This window comes from Pseudomonas allokribbensis, assembly GCF_014863605.1.
Taxonomy (GTDB): Bacteria; Pseudomonadota; Gammaproteobacteria; order Pseudomonadales; family Pseudomonadaceae; genus Aquipseudomonas; species Aquipseudomonas allokribbensis.
Window position 1 is genome coordinate 1,499,707 of record NZ_CP062252.1, and the last position, 22,691, is coordinate 1,522,397.

The window sequence follows — 22,691 nt, forward strand, 5'->3', positions numbered from 1 at the left end:
CGACCTGCCGTTCATGTGTCGTGAAACAACACCGAACAACAAGACCGGGAAACACCCGCGCGAGGAGAACCGTCATGCCCCGACATCAGCATATTCTGGCCTGGCTCAACGACGTGGCCGGCGACCTGCACGCCACCCGCCAGGACATTCACGCTCACCCTGAACTCGGTTTCGAAGAAAGCCGCACCTCGGCGCTGGTCGCCCGCTCGCTCGAAGAGTGGGGCTATGAAGTCCACACTGGCGTCGGCAAGACTGGCGTGGTCGGCGTGCTGCGCAACGGCAGCAGCACACGCAAACTCGGGCTGCGGGCCGACATGGATGCGCTGCCGATCATCGAGAATACCGGTGTCGCTTACAGCAGCCGTCATCAGGGCTGCATGCACGCCTGCGGGCATGACGGGCACACCGCGATGCTGCTCGGTGCGGCGCGTTATCTGGCGGCGACCCGTCAGTTCGACGGCACCCTGACGCTGATTTTCCAGCCCGCCGAAGAGGGGCAGGGCGGGGCCGAAGCGATGCTCGCTGATGGCCTGCTCGAACGCTTCCCGTGCGATGCGCTGTTCGGCATGCACAACATGCCGGGCCTGCCGGCAGGGCACCTGGGCTTTCGCGAAGGGCCGATGATGGCTTCGCAGGATCTGCTCACGGTGACCATCGAAGGCGTCGGCGGCCACGGATCGATGCCGCATCTGGCGGTGGATCCGCTGGTGGCGGCGGCCAGTGTGGTGATGGCTTTGCAAACCGTGGTCGCGCGCAACATCGATGCACAGCAGGCGGCGGTGGTGACCGTTGGCGCGTTGCAGGCCGGCGAAGCGGCAAACGTGATTCCGCAACAGGCGATCCTGCGCCTGAGTCTGCGTGCGCTGAACGCCGAAGTCCGCGTTCAGACACTGGACCGCGTGCGCTCGATCATCGAAGCCCAGGCCGAAAGCTTCGGCTGCACCTCGACCCTCGAACACCGTCCTGCCTACCCGGTGCTGGTCAACCACGCCGCCGAAACCGAGTTCGCCCGTCAGGTCGGCGTCGAACTGGTCGGCGCCGACGCCATGGATGGCAACACACCAAAACTGATGGGTAGCGAGGACTTCGCCTGGATGCTCCAGCGCTGCCCCGGCGCCTACCTGTTCATCGGCAACGGCGTGGCGCGGCCGATGGTGCATAACCCGGCCTACGACTTCAACGACGACATTCTGCTGACCGGCGCGGCGTATTGGGGCGCGCTCACCGAGAGCTGGCTCAAGCCGGCCTGATTTCTTCATTTTTTGCTGCCGCTGGAACGCAGGTGTGCACGTGCCTGCGTGGTCTACCCACAGCTTCTGGAGAATCCCCATGCAGACTTCGAACGCAGGCGTTTCGCGCACCCGGCAAGTGGTCGCCGCCGTCATCGGCAACGCCCTGGAATGGTACGACTTCATCGTTTACGGCTTTCTGGCGAGCATCATCGCCCGGCAGTTTTTCCCGTCCGACGACGACTACGCCTCGCTGCTGATGGCGCTGGCGACTTTCGGCGTCGGCTTTTTCATGCGCCCGGTGGGCGGCATCCTGCTGGGCATCTATTCCGACCGCAAAGGTCGCAAGGCTGCGATGCAGATGATCATCCGCCTGATGACCGTGTCCATCGCCCTGATTGCGTTCGCGCCGAACTACGCCGCCATCGGCATGGGCGCGCCGTTGCTGATCGTGGTAGCGCGGATGCTGCAGGGCTTTGCCACGGGCGGCGAATACGCCAGCGCCACGGCGTTTCTGGTGGAGAGCGCGCCGGCCCATCGCAAGGGCTTGTACGGTTCGTGGCAACTGGTCGGGCAATGCCTGGCGGTGTTCAGTGGTGCGGCGATGGTGGCGCTGGTCACGCACCTGTTTTCCCCCGAAGCGCTGGACAGTTGGGGCTGGCGGATTCCATTCGTGCTCGGTCTGTTGATCGGCCCGGTGGGCTTGTGGATTCGCAAACACATGGAAGAACCGGAAGAGTTTCTCGAAGCGCGCAAAAAAGCCAAAGGCGCCGCGCCCGGCCTTTGGCAGGTGCTGCGTGAACATCGCCGCAGCCTGCTGGTGTCGATGGGCCTGGCCTGCGGTGCGACGGTGTCGTTCTACGTGGTGCTGGTGAACATGCCGACTTTCGCCCACAAAAACCTCGGCCTGCCGCTGGATCAGGTGTTGCTGGTGCAGATGCTCGCGGTGGGGCTGATGACCGTGGTGATTCCGCTGTCCGGTGCCCTGTCCGATCGCCTCGGTCGGCGGCCGGTGCTGATGGCGTTCACCTTGGCGTTTTTCGTCATGGTCTATCCGCTCTATGTGTGGGTCGCGGCGGCGCCTTCGATCGAGCGCTTGCTGGTGATGCAACTGCTGCTGTGCACGGCGATTGGCGGGTTCTTCGGTCCGGCTCCAACTGCGCTCGCCGAGCAGTTCCCGATTGAAGTGCGCTCCACTGGCGTGTCGGTGGCCTACAACGTAGCGGTGATGGTGTTCGGTGGTTTCGCGCCGCTGATCGTCACTTGGCTGAGCAAAGTTCTGAACACCCCGGTGGCGCCGTCGTTCTATGTGTTGTTCGCTTGCCTGCTGACCCTGCTCGGTACTTACTGTTTGCAGGAGGCCCCGCGTGCAAAGAAACCCGTTGCGCTCAACCTGGGAGTGAAACCGTGAGTCCGTTAGCCATTGATCCGATTGTCGCCCTTGATGCCGATGCGCTGTCCCGGGCGATCCATGCCCGCAAGGTGTCGTGCCGCGAAGTGATGCAGGCCTACCTGACGCACATCGAACGCTTCAATCCGGCGGTCAACGCGCTGGTGTCGCTGCGTCCGCAGGACGTGCTGTTGCGCGAGGCTGATGAATGTGGCCGGCAACTGGATCGCGGCGAGTCCCGGGGCTGGATGCACGGCATGCCCCAGGCGATCAAGGACCTGGCGGCCACCGCCGGGTTGCGCACCACCCTGGGTTCGCCGTTGTTTGCCGAGCAAGTGCCGCAGCACGACGCGATCAGCGTGGCGCGGGTGCGGGATTGCGGGGCGATCATCATCGGCAAGAGCAACGTCCCGGAGTTCGGCCTCGGTTCGCAGACCTACAACAGCGTGTTCGGCACCACCACCAACGCCTACGATCCGGGCCTGATCGCCGGCGGCAGCAGCGGCGGGGCGGCGGTGGCACTGGCCCTGCGCCTGCTGCCGGTGGCCGATGGCAGCGACATGATGGGCTCGCTGCGCAACCCGGCAGCGTTCAACAACGTGTTCGGTTTCCGCCCGTCCCAGGGCCGCGTGCCCCATGGGCCGGCGCCGGAAGTGTTCGTCCAGCAACTGGCCACCGAAGGGCCGATGGGGCGCACGGTCACCGACGTCGCGCGATTGCTCTCGACCCAGGCCGGTTACGATCCGCGCGTACCGCTGTCGCTGGCCGATGAACCACGGGATTTCGGGCTGGATCTGCAACAGGACTGCAGCGGCCTGCGCCTCGGTTGGCTCGGTGATTACAACGGCTATCTGCCGATGGACGATGGCGTGTTGAGCCTGTGCGAATCGGCGCTGACGGATTTCAGTGCGCTGGGCTGTCAGGTCGAGGCTTGTCAGCCGGAGTTTTCCATGGAGCGCTTGTGGCAGACCTGGCTCACGCACCGGCATTTCCTGGTGCAGGGCAGCCTCGGCGCGGCCTATGCCGACCCGCAAAAACGCGCGCTGCTCAAACCCGAAGCACAATGGGAAATCGAGGGTGGTTTGCGTCTGACCGCTGCCGAGGTCTATCAGGCATCGGTCGCGCGCAGCGAGTGGTATCGCGCGTTGAGCGAGTTGTTCGAGCGTTACGATTTCCTGCTGTTGCCCACCGCCCAGGTGTTCCCTTTTGATGCACAGCAACCGTGGCCGCGAGTCGTCGGCGGGCAGACCATGGACACCTATCATCGCTGGATGGAAGTGGTGATCGGCCCGACACTGGCGGGGTTGCCGAGCATCAGCGTGCCGGTGGGCTTCAACCCGGCCGGGTTGCCGATGGGCCTGCAAATCATCGGCCCGGCCCAGGCGGATCGGGCGGTGCTGCAACTGGCCTATGCTCATGAGCAACTGACCCGCTGGGTCGAGCGGCGACCGCCGGCATGCCTGCAATCGGCCTGAGCGGCCCGCATTTTGCTGCACGAAGTGATCTTTCACCCGCATCCACGGAGGTCGAACACATGGGCAGCAAGGCAGACACCGGCAGCGTGCGCTCGGTCGAACGGGCGCTGGCCATCGTCGAGTTGCTCGGCGAGCATCAGGCGTTGGGACTCGAAGAGTTGCACTACCTGACCACCCTGCCCAAAGCCACGGTGTCGCGGATGCTCGCCACCTTGCAGGAGCAGGGCTGGATCTATCGCGGCCTCAGCGACCGTCGCTACCGGTTGTGCGCCAAGCGGCTGTTCGGTGATCGTCAGCAACGCTTCAAGCGCCATCTGGTGGAAAGCGCCGCGCCGATGCTGCTCGAACTCAGCGAGCGCACTGGGCTGGTGGCGGATCTGTCGTGCTTCGACGGCGAGCGGGTTGAAGTGATGGAAAGCGCGATCCCGCAAGTGCTGCGCAAACGCTATCCGAACAACTGTCAGATCGTCGGTCATCACGCGAGCCTGTTTCATTCGGCGATGGGCCGGGCCTGTCTGGGAGAGCTCGACAGCCAGGACGTGCAGCGACTGGCCGAGCGCGAACAACTGGCGGATGACGGTGTGTTCCAGGCCACCGAGCAAGCCCTGCATCAGGGTTTCGGCCAGCGCACCGAAGGCTATTGGGAATACCCGGTGCGCCTGCCGTTCCTGATTCGCGCGGTGGCGTTGCCGATTCGTGCGCAGGGGCAACTGGTCGGCAGCATGGCGCTGCATTGGCCGATGGATCAGGCGCCGGTGGAGCGGGTGCTGAGCCTGCACCTCAACAGCCTCGCGGCGACTATTGGCCAGGTGCAGCAGGCGTTGGTCTGAGCCTTTGCACAGACTGACAGTTTGCAATAGCGCCACGGCCAGTTAAGGTTCGTGCAGGTTTATCGGCCCCACGAGTCTTCAATGTTCAACCGTTCTCTGTGCAACGCCTTCGCCGGCCTGCTGCTGGGCGCCGTCGCGCTGCCGGCCCAGGCCAACTGGTATCTGGACGGCGAGTCGTCGCGGCTGTCATTCGTCAGCACGAAAAACGCCAACGTGTCCGAAGTGCAGCGCTTTCTGGTGCTGCACGGCAAGGTCGATCCCGATGGCCGCGCCGAAGTCGAGGTCGAGCTGGACTCGATCAACAGCGGCATCCCGCTGCGCGACGAACGCATGCGCAAGGAACTGTTCCAGATCGAGCAATTTCCCGAGGCGACCATCACCACGCAAATCGACCTGCGCCCGATCAACGATCTGGCCCCCGGCGCGCAACTTGAGTTGCGCCTGCCGCTGACCGTCAACCTGCACGGCAAACAGCACGAATACCCCGCTGAACTGCTCGCCACTCGGCTTGATGACCGACGTTTTCAAGTGGTGACGCTGGAGCCGCTGGTGATCAGCGCCGAGGATTTCGATCTGCTGCCAGGGCTGGAAAACTTGCGCAAAATGGCCGGCCTGTCGGCCATCAGTCTGTCGGTGCCGGTGGGTGCGGTGCTGATCTTCACGGCGCGCTGACATGCGCGGCGCAGTGTTCCCGTGGCGTGACGGCAACCGCTTCGAACTGTTGATCGACGGCCCGCAATTCTTCCCGCGCATGCTTGAGGAAATCGCCCGCGCCCGTGAGCAGATTGAACTGGAGCTGTATCTGGTAGAGGCCGGCGCCTGTGCCGAAACCGTGGTTCAGGCGTTGGTGCTGGCAGCCGAGCGGGGCGTGCGGGTGCGCTGCCTGTTCGATGATTACGGCAGCCTCGCCTTCACCCTGACCTTGCGTCAGCGTCTGACCCTCGCCGGTGTCGAGCTGCGTTTCTACAATCGCCTGAACTGGCGGCGCTGGGTCGGCAATTTCTATCGCGATCACCGCAAGCTGTTGCTGGTCGATCAGCGTCTGGCGGTGGTTGGCGGCACCGGGGTGACCGACGAATTCTGGACGCCGGGCCACGACACCAGCGAATGGCACGAAGTGATGGTGCAGATCACAGGTCCCTTGGTGCTCGACTGGCAATTGCTGTTCGACCGCCAATGGATCGCCAACCGACATCGCCGCGCCTGGAAACCTCACGCGAATTTCGGCCTGCCGCGTTTGCCGCGCGTGCCCGACACCGGCGAGGGCATGGGCCGTGTGGCCTACGCCGACGCCCGCCAGCATCGCGACATTCTGCAATCACTGTTCCGCGCACTGAACAGCGGCCAGAAGCGCATCTGGCTGGCCACGCCGTACTTCCTGCCGACCTGGAAAATCCGCCGTTCTCTGCGCAAGGCCGCCGCCCGTGGCCTCGACGTGCGCCTGCTGCTGACCGGGCCGCGTACCGATCACCCGTCGGTGCGTTACGCCGGGCATCGCTACTACCCGCGCCTGCTCAAGGCCGGGGTGAAGATCTTCGAATACCAGCCGTGTTTCCTGCACCTGAAAATGGTGCTGGTGGACGATTGGGTGAGCATCGGCTCATGCAATTTCGACCACTGGAATTTGCGCTTCAACCTTGAGGCGAATCTGGAGGCGCTGGATCCGTCACTGACGGCAGCGGTGGTGGCGAGTTTCGAGAAGGACTTCGGCCTGAGTCAGCAGGTGAGTCTGGAGGAATGGCAGCGCCGGCCGTTGTGGCGGCGAGTGAAACAGCGGATCTGGGGATGGGTGGATCGGGTGGTGGTCAACCTGCTGGATAGACGCGGCTAGTCGCCAACCCCCGATTGATCGTTCCCACGCTCTGCGTGGGAATGCCTCAATGGACGCTCTGCGTCCGCTTTGGGACGCGGAGCGTCCCGGGCTGCATTCCCACGCGGAGCGTGGGAACGATCGGTTAGCTTTAACAGTTACAACAATTCAAAGCTCTGCTGCGTCACGTCCTGGGAATCCAGGCCGATCTGCACGTTGAACTTGCCAGGCTCTGCCGCGTACTTGAGCTGGGCGTTGTAGAACTTCAGGTCATCTTCGGTGATGGTGAAGTGCACGACTTTCTGCTCGCCGGCCTTGAGCATGATCTTCTGGAAGTTCTTCAGCTCCTTGACCGGACGGATCATCGAGCCGGTGACGTCTTGGATGTACAGCTGCACCACGGTTTCGCCGTCACGCTTGCCGGTGTTTTTCACCGTGACACTGGCGTCGAGCTTGCCGGTGGTGTTCAGGGTGGTCGACGACAGCGCCATGTCGCTCAGGCTGAAATCGGTGTAGCTCAGGCCGTAACCGAACGGGAACAGGGGCCCGGTGGTGTCATCGAAATACTGCGAGGTGTAGTTGCCCGGTTTGCCCGGCGTGAACGGCCGGCCAATGCTCAGGTGGTTGTAGTAGGTCGGGATCTGACCCACGGAGCGCGGGAAGGTCACCGGCAGTTTGCCCGACGGGTTGTAGTCGCCGAACAGCACGTCGGCGATGGCGTTGCCGCCCTCGGTGCCGCTGAACCAGGTTTCCAGAATCGCGTCAGCCTGTTCCTTTTCCTGAAGGATCGTCAGCGGACGGCCGTTCATCAGCACCAGCACCAACGGCTTGCCGGTGGCTTTCAGGGCGCGGATCAACTCACGCTGGTTTTCCGGGATGTTCAGGTCGGTACGGCTCGACGATTCGTGGGACATGCCACGGGACTCGCCCACGGCCGCAACGATTACGTCAGCGTCCTTGGCGGCTTTCACCGCTTCGTCGATCAGCACGTTGGCCGGGCGCGGGTCATCGACCACTTCCGGCGCATCGAAGTTGAGGAAGTTCAGGTAGTCGAGGACCTTCTTGTCGCTGGTGATGTTGGCACCACGGGCGTAGATCAGGTTCGACTTGTCGCCGATCACGCTGCTCATGCCGTCGAACAGGGTGACCGATTGCGCCGGACGGCCAGCAGCGGCCCAGCTACCCATCATGTCGATCGGGGCCTTGGCCAGCGGACCGACCAGCGCGACTTTCGCGGATTTCTTCAGCGGCAGGGTTTCGTTCTGGTTTTTCAGCAGCACCAGGCTGCGACGGGCGACGTCACGGGCGTCGGCGCGGTGCAGGCGGCTGTCGGCGTAGGTGTCGGCCGGATCGTCTTCGGCCTTGCCGATGCGCAGGTACGGGTCCTTGAACAGGCCCATGTCGTACTTGGCCCCGAGCACTTCGCGCACGGCGTTGTCGATGTCTTTCTGTTCGATCTCACCAGACTTGAGCAGCCCCGGCAGTTCTTTGCCGTACAGGGTGTCGTTCATGCTCATGTCGATGCCGGCCTTGATCGCCAGCTTCGCCGCTTCGCGACCGTCTGCTGCCACGCCGTGCTTGATCAGCTCGAAGATCGCGCCGTGGTCGCTGACCGCCAGGCCCTTGAAGCCCCATTCCTTGCGCAGCAGGTCGTTCATCAGCCAGGTGTTGGCGGTGGCCGGGATACCGTTGATCGAGTTCAGCGCGACCATCACGCCACCGGCGCCGGCATCAATCGCGGCGCGGTACGGTGGCAGATAGTCCTGGTACATCTTCACCGGGCTCATGTCGACGGTGTTGTAGTCGCGACCACCCTCGACCGCGCCGTACAGGGCGAAGTGCTTGACGCTGGCCATGATGCTGTCGGCCGCGCTCGGCGTGTCGCCCTGATAGGCCTTGACCATGACTTTGGCGATGCGCGAGGTCAGGTAGGTGTCTTCACCGAAACCTTCGGAGCTGCGGCCCCAGCGCGGGTCGCGGGAAATATCGACCATCGGCGCGAAGGTGATGTCGAGGCTGTCGGCTGCGGCCTCTTTGGCGGCCACGCGCCCGGACTGGCCGATGGCGTCCATGTCCCAGCTCGATGCGAGGGCCAATGGAATCGGGAAAATCGTACGGTGGCCGTGGATCACGTCGTACGCGAAAAACATCGGGATCTTCAGGCGGCTGCGCATGGCAGCGTCCTGCATCGGACGGTTTTCCGGGCGGGTGATCGAGTTGAACGTGCCACCGATGTTGCCGGCGGCGATCTCTTTGCGGATCAGTTCGCGAGGCATCTCCGGGCCGATGCTGATCAGGCGCAACTGGCCGATCTTCTCGTCGAGGGTCATTTGTTTCATCAGGTTACTGATGAACGCATCCTTGTTTTCCAGGGGTACCGGGGTCGTGGCGGCCAGTACTTGATGACTGGCCAGGCTGACGAACAGGCCCAGCAAACACAGCTTCTTCATGAATAGTTTTCTCAAGGGCCTAAACGGCGTTGCAATGCCGGCCAGCCAAAATTTAGGGAGCGACTATTGTTGTTCGGGTGCTGATTCAGAAAACGACAGCCGAATGTACATCGTCAGTTTCGACGACGTGATCGCGCAGGGCCTCTTTTTAGCCCATCGGCCCGCCGCAATCCAGTGGCGCGGGCGATTATGCCCCAACCGCCGGCTGAGAATGTTTCGCGAGTCATTATTCATGAAATGTGCAAGGGAGCACCCGTCCGATGAATGTCAGTCCTGTCTACCGCTCGCGTTTGCAGGTCGCCGCCTTGCTGGTGCTGGCCACGCTGTTGACCGCCTGCGGCATCAACAACATTCCCACCCTCGACGAACAGGCCAAGGCGGCTTGGGGCCAGGTGCAGAACCAGTATCAGCGCCGCGCCGACCTGATCCCCAATCTGGTGGAAACCGTGAAGGGTTATGCCAAGCACGAGGAGGAAACCCTGACGGCGGTGGTCGAGGCCCGGGCCAAGGCGACGTCGATCCAGGTCGATGCCAGCACCCTCGACAACCCGGAAAAGCTCAAGCAGTTCCAGCAGGCTCAGGATCAGCTGACCGGTGCCTTGAGCCGTTTGATGGTGGTGTCCGAACGCTATCCGGACCTGAAGGCCAACCAGAACTTCCTCGCCCTGCAATCGCAACTAGAAGGCACGGAAAACCGTATCGCCGTGGCCCGCCGGGATTTCATTCTGGCGGTGCAGAAGTACAACACCGAGATCCGCACTTTTCCCGGTCGCCTGTGGCACAGCGTGATGTACAGCGATCTGCCGATCCGCGAGACCTTCGAAGCCACCAGCCCCGGCGCGGACAAGGCCCCGGAAGTGAAGTTCTGAGCCGGGGATGCCCATGCGTGTGTTGAAGATGGGCCTGGTGCTGATGCTGTGGCTGTTCGCCGTCAGCGCCCGGGCCGAGTTGACCTTTCCGGCGCTGACCGGGCGGGTGGTGGACGACGCGCAGATGATCGAGCCGTCGGTGCGTGCACAACTGAATCAGCAGTTGCAGGCCCACGAACAGGCAACCGGCGAGCAGTTGGTGGTCGTGACCTTGCCGAATCTGCAAGGCTCCACTATCGAGGACTACGGCGTCGAGCTCGGCCGGCACTGGGGCATCGGCCAGAAGGACAAAAACAACGGCGCACTGTTGATCGTCGCCCGGGACGAGCGCAAATTGCGCATCGAAGTCGGCTACGGGCTGGAGGATCGCCTGACCGATGCCCAGAGTTCGGTGATCATCCATCAGGTCATCACACCGGCGTTCAAGGCCGGCAATTACAGCAAGGGCATCAGTGACGGCGTGGCGGCGATGCTGGTGGTGCTGGGCGGCAATCCGCTGGACGAACCTTCCACGGTGTATGAATCGGCCGGCGATCCGTCGGACGATTTCGTCTCGCGGCACCCGGCGTTGTTCGTATTTCTGGTGATGTTGTTCATCCTGACTGTTTTTATCTGCCAGATGCTCGGTATCCTTCCCGCCGGCCGGGGCGGCTCCGGAGGAGGGGGCGGCTTCGGTGGCGGAGGTTTTGGCGGCGGCGGTGGAGGCGGGGGCTTCAGTGGCGGCGGTGGCAGTTTCGGCGGAGGCGGGTCCTCCGGCGGCTGGTGATAACAATAATGAGCAGGCACTTCACGACATGGCATTACTGACTGAACACGAACAACGCAAGGTCGCCGAGGCCATCGCCCGGGTCGAGCGCGACACCGACGCCGAACTGGTGACGGTGCTGGCGGCCCGCGCCGACGACTACGCGTACATCCCGCTGCTGTGGGCCAGCCTGCTGGCGCTGGTGGTGCCGGGCATCGTGCATTACCTGACCGGCTGGCTGACGATGCACAGTCTGCTGCTGGTGCAGTGGGTCAGTTTTGTCGTGCTGTGCCTGGTGTTTCGTCTGCCCAAGGTCACCACCCATCTGATTCCGCGCCACGTCCGCCACTGGCGTGCCTCAAACCTGGCGCGGCGGCAGTTTCTCGAACAGAACCTGCATCACACGGTAGGCAGCACCGGCATGCTGATTTTTGTCTGCGAGGCCGAGCGCTACGTGGAGATCCTGGTGGACGAAGGGATTTCCAGAAAACTGGACAACAAGAGCTGGGATTCGATTGTCGCGGTGTTTACCGAGCAGGTGCGGCAGGGGCAAACGTTGCAGGGCTTCGTGACCTGCATCGAGGCGTGCGGCGAGTTGCTCAAGGTGCATGTGCCGGTGACGCAGGTGAGGAATGAGTTGCCGAATCGGTTGGTGGTGCTGGGATAAGCCGTTCGGGAAATTAGCCGTGCCCTTGAACGCCATCCCCCCTAAACTAGCGGCCATTCCCGATTTGCCTGTCCGAGGCCGCTTTTTCCCATGTCCGTTACCGCCCCATCTGCCAAACCGGCGCCCGATCACCACGCCCAGTTCATCGAGCTGCTGCAAACCAGCCTCGAACAGAACGGCTTCATCAAACTGGTGCTGGCCAAGTACGTCGGCGAAGAAGCGGACCTGCAGCGGATCATCATCAAGCCGGTGACGGTCAAGGCGCAGCCGTGCCTGTCGTTCGTTTATCGCTACAAGACCCGCGACATCACCAAGAACCTGCCGCTGGACGAGGCGGTGACGACGATTGCCGGGCTGTTGCCGGCCGCGTTCAAAAATGCGCATTTGCTCACGCTGACTGACGAAGCCCAGCTCGAATACAGCAAAAAGGGCAAAAGCTCGCTGTTCATGAGCAAACCCCAGCAATTGCGCGAAGTGCCGTCCGCCGAACACAACCGCGAGAAGAACCGCTTCCTCGATCTGAACCGACCGTTCCTCAAGGACCTGGGCGTCACCAACGCGCAACACGAGCTGATCCCGGCGATGTCGCGCAAGTGGAAGCAGATCAACAAGTTCATCGAAGTCTTCAGTCACGCCCTGACGTCCTCGCCGCTGGCCCTGGACAAACCGGTACGGGTGGCGGATTTCGGTTCCGGCAAGGGTTACCTGACGTTCGCCATCCATGACTATCTGCGCAACACCTTGAAGGCCGAGGGCGAAGTCACCGGCGTCGAATTGCGCGAAGAGATGGTCAATCTGTGCAACACCGCCGCACAGAAGTTGGAACACCCAGGGCTGGTGTTCAAGTGCGGCGATGTGCGCAGCGTGGCGCCGAGCGAGCTGGAAGTGATGATCGCTTTGCATGCCTGCGACATCGCCACCGACTACGCGATCCACACCGGCATCCGTTCTGGCGCAGCGATCATCATGTGCTCGCCGTGCTGCCACAAACAGATCCGCTTGCAGATCCAGAGTCCGGCGCTGCTCAAACCGATGCTGCAATACGGCCTGCATCTGGGGCAGCAGGCGGAAATGGTCACTGACAGCCTGCGTGCGCTGTTCCTCGAAGCCTGCGGTTACGAGACCAAAGTGTTCGAGTTCATCTCCCTGGACCACACCAACAAGAACAAGATGATCCTTGCCGTGAAGCGCGCCGAGCCGGTGGACCCGGCCCAGTTGCTGGTGAAAATTCAGGAGCTCAAGGCGTTCTACCAGATCAGCGAGCACTGCCTCGAAACGCTGCTGCTCGCCGATGGCCTGCTGCCGCTCAAGGCTTGAGCTGAACCCCGGCCGGTAACGTGCCCGGTTGAGCCGGGCGCACCGCCGTCTTGCGCCCGAGCATCACTGTCGCGATCACCCCGCAGGCGAACAGCCAGGTGATCGGCTCCACATGTTCGCCGAAGAACAGCGCGGAAAACGCGATGGTGAAGAAGATCTGCAACAACTGGATCTGACTGACCCGGGCAATGCCGCCCATGGCCAGCCCGGCGTACCAGGCGAAGAACCCCAGGAACTGCGAAAACAGCGCGACGTAACCGAAGGCCCACCAGGTTTTCGTCGAGACCGCGCCCTGATGCTGGATCGCCAGATACAGCACCGGGCCGATCAGCAACGGCGTCGACAGCACCAGCGCCCAGCAGATCACCTGCCAGCCGCCCATCTCCCGGGCCAGGCGACCGCCCTCGGCATAACCCAGACCGCCCACCGCAATCGCCCCGAGCATCAGCAAATCACCGGCCTGAATGCTGCCGGCGCCGGTGTACAACGCATAACCCAGCACCAGCGCACTGCCTAACGCGGCGCAGGCCCAGAAGGCTTTCGACGGACGCTCATGGGACAGCCACGCGGCGTACAGCGCCACGCACAGCGGCTGCAAACCGTTGACCAGCGCACCGTGGGATGCCGGCAAGGTCTGCATGGCCCATGCGGAGAGCACCGGGAATCCGAGAATCACCCCGGCGATCACCAGGCTCAGGCCTTTGACCTGTTGCCAGGTCGGCCACTTTTCCCGTCGCCACAACAACAGTAACGCCGCCGGAATCGCCGCGAACAACGCACGGCCGAGGCCGTTGAGCAGAGGGTGAAGTTCCTGCACCACGATACGGGTGAAGGGCAGGGTGAGGCTGAAAATCACCACGCCGAGCAGGCCGAGGGCCATGCCGGTGTTTTCGCGCGAAGACATGAGGGCAACCCGATTAGAAGGTGGCAGGGAGGTGGCTTCATCTAGCCACAAACCTTGCGCATCGTGCTGTTACAGTCAGGCGCAGAGTTATCCATACAGTTTGCGGACGTCATCGCGAACCTTGGACTACTTTGAATACTCCTGTGCATTCACCAGAGGAGTCCTGTCCATGGCCGCGAAAACGATTCTGATGCTGGTCGGCGATTACGTCGAAGACTACGAAGTGATGGTGCCGTTCCAGGCCCTGCAAATGGTCGGTCACACCGTGCACGCCGTGTGCCCGGACAAGGCCGCCGGTAAGACTGTGCGCACCGCGATCCATGATTTCGAAGGCGATCAGACCTACAGCGAGAAGCCCGGTCACCTGTTTGCCCTGAACTTCGATTTCGCCAAGGTCGATGCCAAGGATTACGACGCGTTGCTGGTGCCCGGTGGTCGCGCGCCGGAATACCTGCGGCTGAACGAAAAAGTCCTGGAACTGGTGCGAGCCTTCGACAAGGCCGGCAAGCCGATTGCTGCTGTCTGCCATGGCGCGCAACTGCTGGCGGCGGCGGGGATTCTCGAAGGCCGCGAGTGCAGCGCCTATCCGGCCTGTGCCCCGGAAGTGCGGCTGGCCGGTGGCACCTACATCGATATTCCGGTGACCGAGGGCCACGTCCAGGGCAATCTGGCCACCGCCCCGGCCTGGCCGGCGCATCCGAACTGGCTGGCCGGTTTCCTCGGGTTGCTCGGAACCAAAATCACCCTGTGAGCGTGAGGCCCATCGCGAGCGTGTTCGCGATGGGCAAGCCCGGACGGATCAGAAGAACCGCGTCACGCTGACCTTGGCATTGCGTCCCTGACTGTAAGCCCGATCACCGCTCAGCGCCGGGCGGTAATCTTCGTTGAACAGGTTGTCGACGGTGAGGTTGACCTCGGTGCCCTTGAGGTACGGCTGCTGCGGTTTCCATTTGGCGAACAGACCCTGCACGTTGTAGCGGTCGTTGGCGTACTGGTCGTAGAACACGTCACCCAGGGTGTTTTTGCTCGAGCCGTACTTGTCGCTCGGCAGGCGATCGGTCTGGCGCACGAACTCTCCTTGCCAGCCGACCTGGGCATCCCAGCTCGGAATCTTCACGCCGAGCACGGCAATCCATTTGCTCGGTGGAACGTCCCGCACCCAGACGTCCGGTCCCCATGGATTGGTGTAGGCGCCTTCGTGCTTGCCGGTCATCCACGAGTAGGACAGCGAACCGAACAGGTACGTCGAGTCATAGAAGCTTTCGACTTCAAAGCCCTTGATGGTCAGCCCGCCGATGTTGCGGTAGTTGCCCATGGGGCCGGAACCCTTGCAGTCCGAGGCGATGCTGCCGCCCTTGATGGCCTGGTTCTCGCAGCCTATGCCGGTGGCCTTGAAGATCTCGTCGTCGATCTTGTTGCGGAACAGCGTGGTGCGGACCTGCACGTTGTCGTGGTCTGTGAACACGTTGGCGAAGTGGCTGATATTACCGGCACGCCAACCGGTGATGCGTTCCGGGTCGAGGTCGACGCTGGTGGCGGTGCGGCTGCCCAGACCCTGCACTTCGTACTGCTCGTCGATGACCGGCGCGCGCCAGGTCTTGCTGTAGTCGACGAAGAAGCCGACGTCCGGGGTCATCCGCCAGAACGCCGACAGACGCGGCGACCAACCGGTGTAAGTGCGGTCGCTGTAGTCGTGGCCGAAGCTCGGGTCCGGGTTGTCGTAGTAAGGCGCGTCGTTGGCTTCGCCGCGATTGCGCACATGGTCGTAGCGCACGGACGGGGTCAGGGTGAAATCGCCCAGTGTGATCGCGTCTTGCAGATAAACGCTGTTGGTGTCGACCTTGCCCTGGGGCATGAAACTCGGCTGGAAGTAGCCGTAGTTGTACTTCGGCACTTCGTAGGTCTTGCCCGGCATCCACATTTCCGTGTCGCGGCTGTGCTTGCGGATTTGCACACCGCCGGTGACCGCGTGAGACAGCACGCCGGTTTCGAACAGGCTGATGTTGCTCGCCTCGACGATGCGGTCCTTGTAGGCGGTGTCCATCTTGCGTCCGCCGGTGGACGTCTGGAAGAACGCCGTGGCATCGCGCTCGTCGGTCTGATCGGTGTTGGACTCGGAATAGCTCAGCTTGAAATCGATCAGGCGATTGTCCAGCGGCTGGTACTGATACTTGGCCGACCACGTGGTGTCGGTGGTCTCGCGGTTGGCGAGGAAACGCTTGAGGGCGTTTTCGTAGCCGTATTGCTTGATGTTGGCGCGGGTCGGCGGGGTCGGATAACTGGCCGACGAAAACGGCGCCCAGCGCTCGCTTTGCGAGCGCGAATACGACAGACCGACGCTGTGCTCGTCGTTCAGGTGCAGGTTGAACTTGAGCAGTTGGCCGTCCAGATCCAGCGCGCTGTTGGGCAGGCGCCGAGGGTTGATCGGGTACTGATTGTCCGGATCGGGCGGGGTGCCGGCCAGCTTCATGTCGCCGCCATCGCGCTTGGTCAGGTACACCAGCGCATCGGCGCGACCGTCGTCGGTGCGACCGAACACGGCACCGGTGTAGGTTTGCTGATGGTCGTTGCTGGCGTAACCGTACTTGACCATCGCACCGCTGTTGCGACCTTCCTGCAATAGGTCCGGGGCGTCTTTGGTTTCCATGTGCACGGTGCCACCGAAACCGCCGTTGCCGGTGAGCATCGAGTGCGGGCCTTTTTCCACTTCAATGCGTTTGATCAGCTCCGGTTCGATGAAAATCGTGCCTTGCTGGTAGCGCTCGAAACCGCTTTTGGTGGCGCCGTCGACGGTCAACGGCACGTCCTCGGCATCGCCCAGGCCCCAGATGTTGATGGTCTGGCCGCCCGGTTTCATCGAACCGCCCATGCTCACGCCAGGCAGGGTCGCCAGCAGGCTGGGAATGTTGTTTGGCTGGTGGCGGTCGATGTCGGCCTGGGTCAGGGTCGAGCGGCCGACGGTGCTGGAGTCGACTTCGGTGCCGCTGCCGATCACGCTCAGGGCGTCGAGCTGGATGCCGTCACCGCTGCTGGTGACCGGCTCTTCCGGGCGCACGACGTAGGTCTGGTTGACCTTGATCAGACCGAACTGGCTGTTGTCGAGCAACGTGCGAATCGCCGCTTCCGCGCTGTATTCACCGTCGAGGGCCGGGGCCTTGAGGTTGCGCAGTTGCGCCTCATCGAACAGCAACTGGATCTTCGCCTGTTGGGCGACCTGACTCAGCGACGTTGCCAAGGGTTGCGCCGGCAAATGCAGGCTCAGGTCAGCGGCATGGGCTTGTACGCTGAACGCAAGGCAAGTGGCGAGCAGGGTCGGTCGAAGGCAGGTGAGCGGGTACGGCGAAAACACGCGAAACATGGAATCCCCCAGGGCGGCGAAAAGGCCAGAAAGGCCTGCGTACGAAGCGCAGACCGGAGGAAGACGCGGCAGGTAAAAAAAACCTCACATGCGAATGCAAAATATTCTCATGTAAGGTTTTGTCAGCGGTTTTCGAGGCGGATACTGCCATCGGCCAGCGCGACGGTTCTCACCGGTACCAGGGCTGGCAGGGCGTTGATCAGGGCGTCCGGGTCCTCGACGTCGAGGTTGCCGGAGACCTTGATCTGCCCCAGTTTTGCGTTGGCCAGCAGCACCGGACGCGGGCGATAGAGGTTCAGCTCATCCACCAGACTGGCCAGCTCACGGTTGCGAAAGGACAGATGCCCGGTGCGCCAGTCGGCCACCTGGCTGGCTGCAAGACTGTGTTGCTGCAAGGCGCCGCTGGCCAGGTCGACCGCGACTTGCTGCTGTGCGCCGAGCAGCAGCGGTGCGCGGCTGTCCGGTGTGAACGCGACCTGACCGTGGGCGACGCTGACCACCAGTTGTCGCTCGCTGCGCCGCACGTCAAAGCCGGTGCCGACCACGCGGATCGTGGCGTCGCCGGTCTGCACCCACAGCGGCCGTTCCTTGTCCGGGGCAACGTCGATGTAGAACTGTCCGCGATCAAGCGTGAGCCGGCGCTGGTGGCTGTCGAAGTCGACACGCAGTTGCGTGTTGGCGTTCACTGACAAGGTGCTGCCGTCAGGCAGTTCGAAGGTGCGCAGGCCTTTGGCGTGGGTAGCAATCTGCTGCTGATAGACCTCATGTGACGTGCCCAGAGGCGTAGCCAGTATCGCAACGATCAGCGCGGCGGCCATCGCCAGCGCGGGTCGCCAGCGGTTTTTTGAGCGATTTACCGGCAGCGGCGTTGGCCGGTTCAGTTGCTGCAATTCACCAAGCTCGGCCCACAACACTTCAAATGAACGATAGGCGCTGGCATGCGCCGGCTCGCTCAGCCATTGCTCGAATGCCTGGCGCTCTGCGGGCTGCTGATCCTGACGATTGCGGGTAAACCAGGCGGCGGCTTGAGCGTCGATGCTGTCGTCGGGCAGTTCCTCGGTGAAGTCGTGAGAACGGTTCATTCTGGCTGCTCCATGCCGTTGTCGTGATCCAGGCGTTGCTTGCAATGCAGCAGTGCGAAGGCAATGTGTTTTTCCACCATGCTCAGCGAAATCCCCATGCGCTCGGCAATCTGCGCCTGACTCAGGCCTTCGAAGCGGTGCAGCACAAGCGCCTCGCGCCGACGTGGCGAGAGTTCGCCCAGCACGGCTTTGAGTTGCTCTAGCCGTTGCTGGCGTTGCGCGGCCGCCATCGGATCGTGATGCTCATCGGCCAGTGGTTCGGCATCGTTGTCTTGAGTGGGCTGCACGATGTACCGCACCTTTTGGCGGCGCCAGTGGTCACGCAGCAGGTTGCGCGCCATTTGAAACAGAAAGGCCCGCGGCTGCTCGACCTTGGCCCGGTCGCGATAGTCGAGCCATTGGGTGAACACGTCCTGGGTCATGTCCGCCGCGTCACTGGGATTGTCCGTGCGTTTGCGCAGGTAATGCAGGATGTCCCCGTAAAACCGGCGAAACGAATCGGCCGACAGAGGATCGGGCGTGAGGCGGGGCATGACTATCCTTCTCGACGAAGCGGGGGGTGCAGAAAGTCGCGGATGATATGAGAATGATTGTCATTTGTCATGTTCACATTCGCGCCTGTCAGTGCGGAGTGGCTAAACCGTCGAAACGGTCTTTACTTGCGGGGATTCAATCGACAGGAGCAGCGACATGTCCGGATGGTACGAGTTGAGTAAAAGCAGCAACGGCCAGTTCAGGTTCGTGCTGAAAGCGGCAAACGCCGAAACGATTCTGACCAGCGAGCTGTACACCACCCGCAGCGCCGCCGATAACGGCATCGCCTCGGTGCAGGTCAACAGCCCGCTGGACGAGCGCTACGAGAAGAAATCGACGAAGGACGGGCATCCGTATTTCAACCTCAAGGCGGCCAATCACCAGATCATCGGTAGCAGCGAATCCTATTCGTCCGAGGCTGCGTGTGCCAAAGGCATCGCCGCCGTGAAGGCCAACGGGCCTACGACGGTGATCAAGGACAAAACCCTGCCGGTGCTCTGAGTTCACCTCCAGCACAAAAACCTGTGGGACCGGCAGCGTGCCGATCCCACAGGTTTTTTGTCGTGCTTGACGATCAGCGCAGGGTTTTGAGAATGGCCTGCAACTGGTTGCGCCCGGCCTCGCTCAACGGGAACACCGGCAAGCGTGGATCGCCGACTTCCAGCCCGGTGTCACGCAGACCGGCCTTGATCGTCGCCGGCAACCCGCCCTTGAGGATGAAGTCCAGCAGCGGCAACTGGCGGTAGAACAGTTCCCGCGCCTTGCCCAGATCCCCCGCCAGTGTGGCCTCGTACAAATCCAGATTGAGTTGCGGAATCAGGTTCGGTGCTGCCGTGCACCAGCCCTTGGCCCCGGCCGCAAAGGCTTCCAGCGCCAGTGGATTGCAGCCGTTGTAGAACGGCACCTGGCCTTCGCCGAGCAGTTGCAGCTTGTGCATGCGCTGGATGTCGCCGGTGCTCTCCTTGACCATGGTCACGTTTTCCACGCCGTTGACGATGCGCAGAATCAGTTCCACCGACATGTCGGTGCCGCTGGTGGCCGGGTTGTTGTAGAGCATGATCGGCACGCCGATGCTGTCGCCGATGGCGCGGTAATGGGCGAGGATTTCCGCCTCGGTCAGCTTCCAGTAGGACGCCGGCAGCACCATCACCACGTCGGCGCCGTGGGCTTCGGCAAAGCGTGCGCGACGCACGGCTTTGGCGGTGGTCAGGTCGGAGACGCTGACCACGGTCGGCACGCGTTTGGCCACGTGCCTGATGCTGAATTCGGCGACCTGGTCCCACTCCGCATCGCTCAGGTAGGCGCCTTCGCCGGTGCTGCCCAGCGGCGCGATGGCATGGACGCCGCCGTCGATCAGCCGATCGATCGAACGACCCAGGGCCGGCAGATCAAGACCTTCGCCTTTGGCGCCGAACGGGGTGATGGTATAGCCGATGATGCCGTGAATGTTGGACATGAGAGTGCTCCGCAAGGATGAGTTGTTCAGTTCAGGCAATCGGCGTGCTGACGCAGGTTCTGCCGGGCGTAGTAGTTGAATGCAGCGGCGTGGCGTTTGGGTTTCGACACCCAGTCATGGGCCTCGCGACCCAGCTCGGGAATGATCGGTTTGATCGTCCCGGCAGCCATTGCCAGCAATTGCAGTTTGGCGGCGCGCTCGATCAGTTGTGCGATGACGCAGGCTTCCTCGATGGTCGTGCCGGTGGACAGTTGACCGTGGTGGGAAAGCAGGATCGCCCGTTTATCGCCCAACGCCCCGGCAATCAATTCGCCTTCTTCGTTACCGACCGGCACGCCCGGCCAGCCCTCAAGGAACGCGCAATCGTCGTACAACGGACACAGGTCCATGTGGGAAATCTGCAACGGTACTTCCAGCATCGACAGCGCGGCAATGTGCGTCGGGTGGGTGTGGATGATGCAGTTCACGTCCGGCCGTGCGCGGTACACCCAGCTGTGGAAACGGTTGGCCGGGTTGGCCATGCCGTGGCCTTCGAGCACTTCCAGGTCTTCGTTGACCAGCAGCAGATTGCTCGCGGTGATTTCGTCGAAGCCCAGCCCCAGTTGCTGAGTGTAGTAAGTGCCCGGCTGCGGGCCACGGGCGGTAATCTGCCCGGCGAGGCCCGAATCGTGGCCGTTCTCGAAGAGGATCCGGCAGGTCAGGGCCAGCTTTTGCCGGTCTGTCCACGTATTATCCGCCAGGCTTTTTTGCATCTGGGTCAGCGCTTGCTTGACCAGTTCGTCTTTGGGTAGTGCTAATGTCTTCGCCATATCCGTGTCCTGTGGTGGTTGCCATGGATGACACTTAAGAGGCTATATGACACTTTGTGTCATTGGCAAGGACAAATCGTCTTTCCTTTGCTGGATTAATCGCTTCGCATGTCTATCCGTTTGAAATTATTGAGAAAAAAACTTGGCGTAACCCTTGAAGCACTGGCCGAGAAATCCGGCATGACCAAGAGTTATCTGTCGAAAGTCGAACGCGGGTTGAACACGCCGTCGATCGCCGCCGCGTTGAAACTGGCGAAAGCGCTGAACGTGAAGGTCGAGGAATTGTTCTCCGAAGACAACGTCAGCCTCGACAGCTACAGCCTGGTGCGCATCCACGAGCGCCAGTCGCTGGCGGCCAACGACCACAGCCCGGGTTATGCGGTGCTGGCCCATCAGGTCAGCGAGCGCAGTTTGCTGCCGTTCATCATTTACCCGCCGAGCGAATTCACCGACAAGACCTTCAAGGAACACTTGGGCGAGGAGTTCCTGTTCGTCCACGAAGGCCGGGTCGAAGTGGACTTCGTGAACGAACGGGTGCTGCTGGAGCGGGGGGACGCGCTGCATTTCAATGCGCAGAAACCCCATCGCATCCGCTCAGTGGGCGAGGTGCAGGCGCAGTTGCTGGTGGTGGTGCACAGCAGCGAGGAGTGATCAGACCTCGACCGGCACCGACAGCTTCGGATGTCCCAGCGCATGGCTCTTCGAATCAAAGAACCGCAACTCGGCGCCCGTGCTTTCGAACACTTTTGCGTAGTGGCGCTTCTGGTGCTGGATGAACGCCGCGCTGCGCGGGTAGATCGAGATCGCCACGGTCTGCGGTTTCGCCAGGCGCAGGGCGCGCACGATGTGGTTGTCCTGCTCGCCCAGGGCATGGCCGAAGATGCACAGACTGTCGCCGTGCGCGAGTAGCTGGTCGTAGCAGAACGACAGGTAATCGGAACTGCGGATGGTCTTGAGCTTGTCCGCGCTCGGCCCCTCGTTGACGAACAGCGGCACATCATCAAGCGTCTTGATCGTGTTGTTGATCGCAAAACTGCCCAGCAGCGTGCCTTCGGTGGCGGTCATTTTGCGGGCGCTGCCGTTCAGGTTGCGCACCAGATGCAGGCCACCGTGCAGGTACAGCAGACGCGGTTTTTCGGTGTGGCTTTCGCACAAGTCGAAACTGGCGTCGGGACCGTTGAACAGGTCGTCGATGGCCTCGCTCTGGTGTTGCAGGGCCCAGTAGTTGAGCAGGTCGTAATTGGTGGTGAACACCGTGCGATAACTGGCCAGTTCGCGGTTCAGAATGCTCAGGGTCGAGGCTTCGACCAGTCGCCACGGAATGTGCAAATCGTGGACGGCGTTGATCAGCGCTTCCTTGATCGCGTAGTAGCGGTTGCGCGGCGCAGCCGAGCTGACGGCCAATGCCTTGTTGACCCGACTGGTGGTTTTCAGGGCGCCAAGTACCTGTTCGAAACTGCGCGTCTGCATCGCGTCGAACACGCTCAGTTCCGACAGGCTCAGGGGTTTTTCTTCCACCGTGCGGGCGCTTTCGAACAGCGAGTCGTAGCCGAAATCGTCCCACACCGCGCGGCTGGCGCCGTTGCCCACCAGCAAACCACGGAAGTCGGTGGTGGCGCGCAACGCGTTCCAGTCTTCGAGTGTGGCGTCGACATCCAGAAAATCGGTCATTGCAGGGCACGTCTCAAAACTAAGGGGCAGATGGGCGGCGACTTTATCACGAGCGGGCATTGAGCCAGATCAACATCCGCCGTGACCGATCGGTC

General features: G+C 62.3%; 21 protein-coding genes. 13 read left to right on the plus strand and 8 right to left on the minus strand.

Annotated elements, in window-relative coordinates; genetic code table 11:
- Nucleotides 1-74 precede the first annotated feature (74 nt).
- The 6 genes from IF199_RS06810 to IF199_RS06835 all read left to right on the plus strand — a co-directional run bounded on the left by IF199_RS06810 (nt 75) and on the right by IF199_RS06835 (nt 6,755).
- Nucleotides 75-1,250, plus strand: coding sequence for a M20 aminoacylase family protein (locus IF199_RS06810; protein WP_192559981.1), 1,176 nt, complete (start codon nt 75-77; stop codon nt 1,248-1,250).
- A 79-nt stretch (nt 1,251-1,329) separates the two neighbouring features.
- The gene (locus IF199_RS06815; RefSeq protein WP_192559982.1) at nt 1,330-2,640 is read left to right on the plus strand and encodes a citrate-proton symporter; all 1,311 of its coding nucleotides are present in this window, start codon (nt 1,330-1,332) and stop codon (nt 2,638-2,640) included.
- Nucleotides 2,637-4,094, plus strand: coding sequence for an amidase (locus IF199_RS06820; protein WP_192559983.1), 1,458 nt, complete (start codon nt 2,637-2,639; stop codon nt 4,092-4,094). Before IF199_RS06815 ends, IF199_RS06820 begins: the two co-directional genes overlap by 4 nt.
- Before the next feature lie 59 nt (nt 4,095-4,153).
- A complete protein-coding gene (locus tag IF199_RS06825; protein WP_192559984.1) occupies nt 4,154-4,924 on the plus strand; it encodes an IclR family transcriptional regulator in 771 nt (256 codons plus the stop codon).
- Nucleotides 4,925-5,005: 81 nt separating this feature from the next.
- Nucleotides 5,006-5,596, plus strand: coding sequence for a YceI family protein (locus IF199_RS06830; protein ID WP_192559985.1), 591 nt, complete (start codon nt 5,006-5,008; stop codon nt 5,594-5,596).
- Nucleotide 5,597: 1 nt separating this feature from the next.
- Entirely contained in the window at nt 5,598-6,755 is a 1,158-nt protein-coding gene (locus tag IF199_RS06835; RefSeq protein ID WP_096819461.1) for a phospholipase D-like domain-containing protein, read from the plus strand.
- A gap of 137 nt (nt 6,756-6,892) precedes the next feature.
- Here the strand turns inward: IF199_RS06835 and bglX are convergent, their stop codons facing one another.
- The gene (gene bglX / locus IF199_RS06840) at nt 6,893-9,184 is read right to left on the minus strand and encodes a beta-glucosidase BglX (RefSeq protein WP_192559986.1); all 2,292 of its coding nucleotides are present in this window, start codon (nt 9,182-9,184) and stop codon (nt 6,893-6,895) included.
- 260 nt (nt 9,185-9,444) lie between these two features.
- Here bglX and IF199_RS06845 point away from each other — a divergent pair, with 260 nt between their 5' ends.
- The 4 genes from IF199_RS06845 to IF199_RS06860 all read left to right on the plus strand — a co-directional run bounded on the left by IF199_RS06845 (nt 9,445) and on the right by IF199_RS06860 (nt 12,782).
- Nucleotides 9,445-10,053: a LemA family protein gene (locus tag IF199_RS06845; protein WP_192559987.1), complete on the plus strand. Its 609-nt coding sequence runs from the start codon at nt 9,445-9,447 to the stop codon at nt 10,051-10,053.
- Between the two features lie 13 nt (nt 10,054-10,066).
- Nucleotides 10,067-10,819, plus strand: coding sequence for a TPM domain-containing protein (locus IF199_RS06850; RefSeq protein ID WP_192559988.1), 753 nt, complete (start codon nt 10,067-10,069; stop codon nt 10,817-10,819).
- A 28-nt stretch (nt 10,820-10,847) separates the two neighbouring features.
- Complete coding sequence (locus tag IF199_RS06855; protein ID WP_192559989.1) at nt 10,848-11,465, plus strand: TPM domain-containing protein; 618 nt, start codon at nt 10,848-10,850, stop codon at nt 11,463-11,465.
- Between the two features lie 90 nt (nt 11,466-11,555).
- A complete protein-coding gene (locus IF199_RS06860) occupies nt 11,556-12,782 on the plus strand; it encodes a class I SAM-dependent methyltransferase (protein WP_192559990.1) in 1,227 nt (408 codons plus the stop codon).
- Here IF199_RS06860 and IF199_RS06865 read toward each other — a convergent pair.
- Nucleotides 12,772-13,686 carry a DMT family transporter gene (locus IF199_RS06865; RefSeq protein WP_096819455.1) on the minus strand — a complete coding sequence of 305 codons (915 nt, stop codon included), beginning with the start codon at nt 13,684-13,686 and terminating at the stop codon, nt 12,772-12,774. The genes IF199_RS06860 and IF199_RS06865 overlap by 11 nt on opposite strands.
- A gap of 169 nt (nt 13,687-13,855) precedes the next feature.
- Between IF199_RS06865 and IF199_RS06870 the strand changes: the two genes are divergently transcribed.
- Nucleotides 13,856-14,437, plus strand: a complete 582-nt coding sequence (locus IF199_RS06870) for a DJ-1/PfpI family protein (protein ID WP_192559991.1) — start codon at nt 13,856-13,858, stop codon at nt 14,435-14,437.
- 48 nt (nt 14,438-14,485) lie between these two features.
- Here IF199_RS06870 and IF199_RS06875 read toward each other — a convergent pair whose 3' ends face one another.
- The 3 genes from IF199_RS06875 to IF199_RS06885 form a co-directional block, all read right to left on the minus strand.
- Nucleotides 14,486-17,044 (minus strand): TonB-dependent receptor, encoded by a 2,559-nt coding sequence (locus tag IF199_RS06875; RefSeq protein ID WP_096819453.1) that lies wholly within the window; start codon nt 17,042-17,044, stop codon nt 14,486-14,488.
- 122 nt (nt 17,045-17,166) lie between these two features.
- Nucleotides 17,167-18,126: a FecR family protein gene (locus IF199_RS06880; RefSeq protein WP_192559992.1), complete on the minus strand. Its 960-nt coding sequence runs from the start codon at nt 18,124-18,126 to the stop codon at nt 17,167-17,169.
- Nucleotides 18,123-18,659: an RNA polymerase sigma factor gene (locus IF199_RS06885; protein WP_192559993.1), complete on the minus strand. Its 537-nt coding sequence runs from the start codon at nt 18,657-18,659 to the stop codon at nt 18,123-18,125. Before IF199_RS06885 ends, IF199_RS06880 begins: the two co-directional genes overlap by 4 nt.
- A gap of 157 nt (nt 18,660-18,816) precedes the next feature.
- Here IF199_RS06885 and IF199_RS06890 point away from each other — a divergent pair, with 157 nt between their 5' ends.
- On the plus strand, nt 18,817-19,161 hold the full coding sequence (locus tag IF199_RS06890) for a YegP family protein (RefSeq protein ID WP_096819450.1): 345 nt from the start codon (nt 18,817-18,819) through the stop codon (nt 19,159-19,161).
- A 73-nt stretch (nt 19,162-19,234) separates the two neighbouring features.
- Here the strand turns inward: IF199_RS06890 and IF199_RS06895 are convergent, their stop codons facing one another.
- Complete coding sequence (locus tag IF199_RS06895; protein ID WP_192559994.1) at nt 19,235-20,116, minus strand: dihydrodipicolinate synthase family protein; 882 nt, start codon at nt 20,114-20,116, stop codon at nt 19,235-19,237.
- 26 nt (nt 20,117-20,142) lie between these two features.
- Nucleotides 20,143-20,925, minus strand: coding sequence for an aldolase (locus IF199_RS06900; RefSeq protein WP_007957912.1), 783 nt, complete (start codon nt 20,923-20,925; stop codon nt 20,143-20,145).
- Nucleotides 20,926-21,033: 108 nt separating this feature from the next.
- Between IF199_RS06900 and IF199_RS06905 the strand changes: the two genes are divergently transcribed.
- Nucleotides 21,034-21,576, plus strand: coding sequence for a helix-turn-helix domain-containing protein (locus IF199_RS06905; RefSeq protein WP_192559995.1), 543 nt, complete (start codon nt 21,034-21,036; stop codon nt 21,574-21,576).
- On the opposite strand, the gene IF199_RS06910 is transcribed toward IF199_RS06905, so the two are convergent.
- Complete coding sequence (locus tag IF199_RS06910; RefSeq protein ID WP_192559996.1) at nt 21,577-22,596, minus strand: DUF4917 family protein; 1,020 nt, start codon at nt 22,594-22,596, stop codon at nt 21,577-21,579.
- Nucleotides 22,597-22,691 lie beyond the last annotated feature (95 nt).

Bases quoted from the DNA above. Each gene is read 5' to 3' on its own strand.
- IF199_RS06810 (WP_192559981.1), top strand. From the start codon at position 75: ATGCCCCGACATCAGCATATTCTGGCCTGGCTCAACGACGTGGCCGGC.
- IF199_RS06815 (WP_192559982.1), top strand. From the start codon at position 1,330: ATGCAGACTTCGAACGCAGGCGTTTCGCGCACCCGGCAAGTGGTCGCC.
- IF199_RS06825 (WP_192559984.1), top strand. From the start codon at position 4,154: ATGGGCAGCAAGGCAGACACCGGCAGCGTGCGCTCGGTCGAACGGGCG.
- IF199_RS06830 (WP_192559985.1), top strand. From the start codon at position 5,006: ATGTTCAACCGTTCTCTGTGCAACGCCTTCGCCGGCCTGCTGCTGGGC.
- IF199_RS06835 (WP_096819461.1), top strand. From the start codon at position 5,598: ATGCGCGGCGCAGTGTTCCCGTGGCGTGACGGCAACCGCTTCGAACTG.
- bglX (WP_192559986.1), bottom strand. From the start codon at position 9,184: ATGAAGAAGCTGTGTTTGCTGGGCCTGTTCGTCAGCCTGGCCAGTCAT.
- IF199_RS06845 (WP_192559987.1), top strand. From the start codon at position 9,445: ATGAATGTCAGTCCTGTCTACCGCTCGCGTTTGCAGGTCGCCGCCTTG.
- IF199_RS06850 (WP_192559988.1), top strand. From the start codon at position 10,067: ATGCGTGTGTTGAAGATGGGCCTGGTGCTGATGCTGTGGCTGTTCGCC.
- IF199_RS06855 (WP_192559989.1), top strand. From the start codon at position 10,848: ATGGCATTACTGACTGAACACGAACAACGCAAGGTCGCCGAGGCCATC.
- IF199_RS06860 (WP_192559990.1), top strand. From the start codon at position 11,556: ATGTCCGTTACCGCCCCATCTGCCAAACCGGCGCCCGATCACCACGCC.
- IF199_RS06865 (WP_096819455.1), bottom strand. From the start codon at position 13,686: ATGTCTTCGCGCGAAAACACCGGCATGGCCCTCGGCCTGCTCGGCGTG.
- IF199_RS06870 (WP_192559991.1), top strand. From the start codon at position 13,856: ATGGCCGCGAAAACGATTCTGATGCTGGTCGGCGATTACGTCGAAGAC.
- IF199_RS06875 (WP_096819453.1), bottom strand. From the start codon at position 17,044: ATGTTTCGCGTGTTTTCGCCGTACCCGCTCACCTGCCTTCGACCGACC.
- IF199_RS06880 (WP_192559992.1), bottom strand. From the start codon at position 18,126: ATGAACCGTTCTCACGACTTCACCGAGGAACTGCCCGACGACAGCATC.
- IF199_RS06885 (WP_192559993.1), bottom strand. From the start codon at position 18,659: ATGCCCCGCCTCACGCCCGATCCTCTGTCGGCCGATTCGTTTCGCCGG.
- IF199_RS06890 (WP_096819450.1), top strand. From the start codon at position 18,817: ATGTCCGGATGGTACGAGTTGAGTAAAAGCAGCAACGGCCAGTTCAGG.
- IF199_RS06895 (WP_192559994.1), bottom strand. From the start codon at position 20,116: ATGTCCAACATTCACGGCATCATCGGCTATACCATCACCCCGTTCGGC.
- IF199_RS06900 (WP_007957912.1), bottom strand. From the start codon at position 20,925: ATGGCGAAGACATTAGCACTACCCAAAGACGAACTGGTCAAGCAAGCG.
- IF199_RS06905 (WP_192559995.1), top strand. From the start codon at position 21,034: ATGTCTATCCGTTTGAAATTATTGAGAAAAAAACTTGGCGTAACCCTT.
- IF199_RS06910 (WP_192559996.1), bottom strand. From the start codon at position 22,596: ATGACCGATTTTCTGGATGTCGACGCCACACTCGAAGACTGGAACGCG.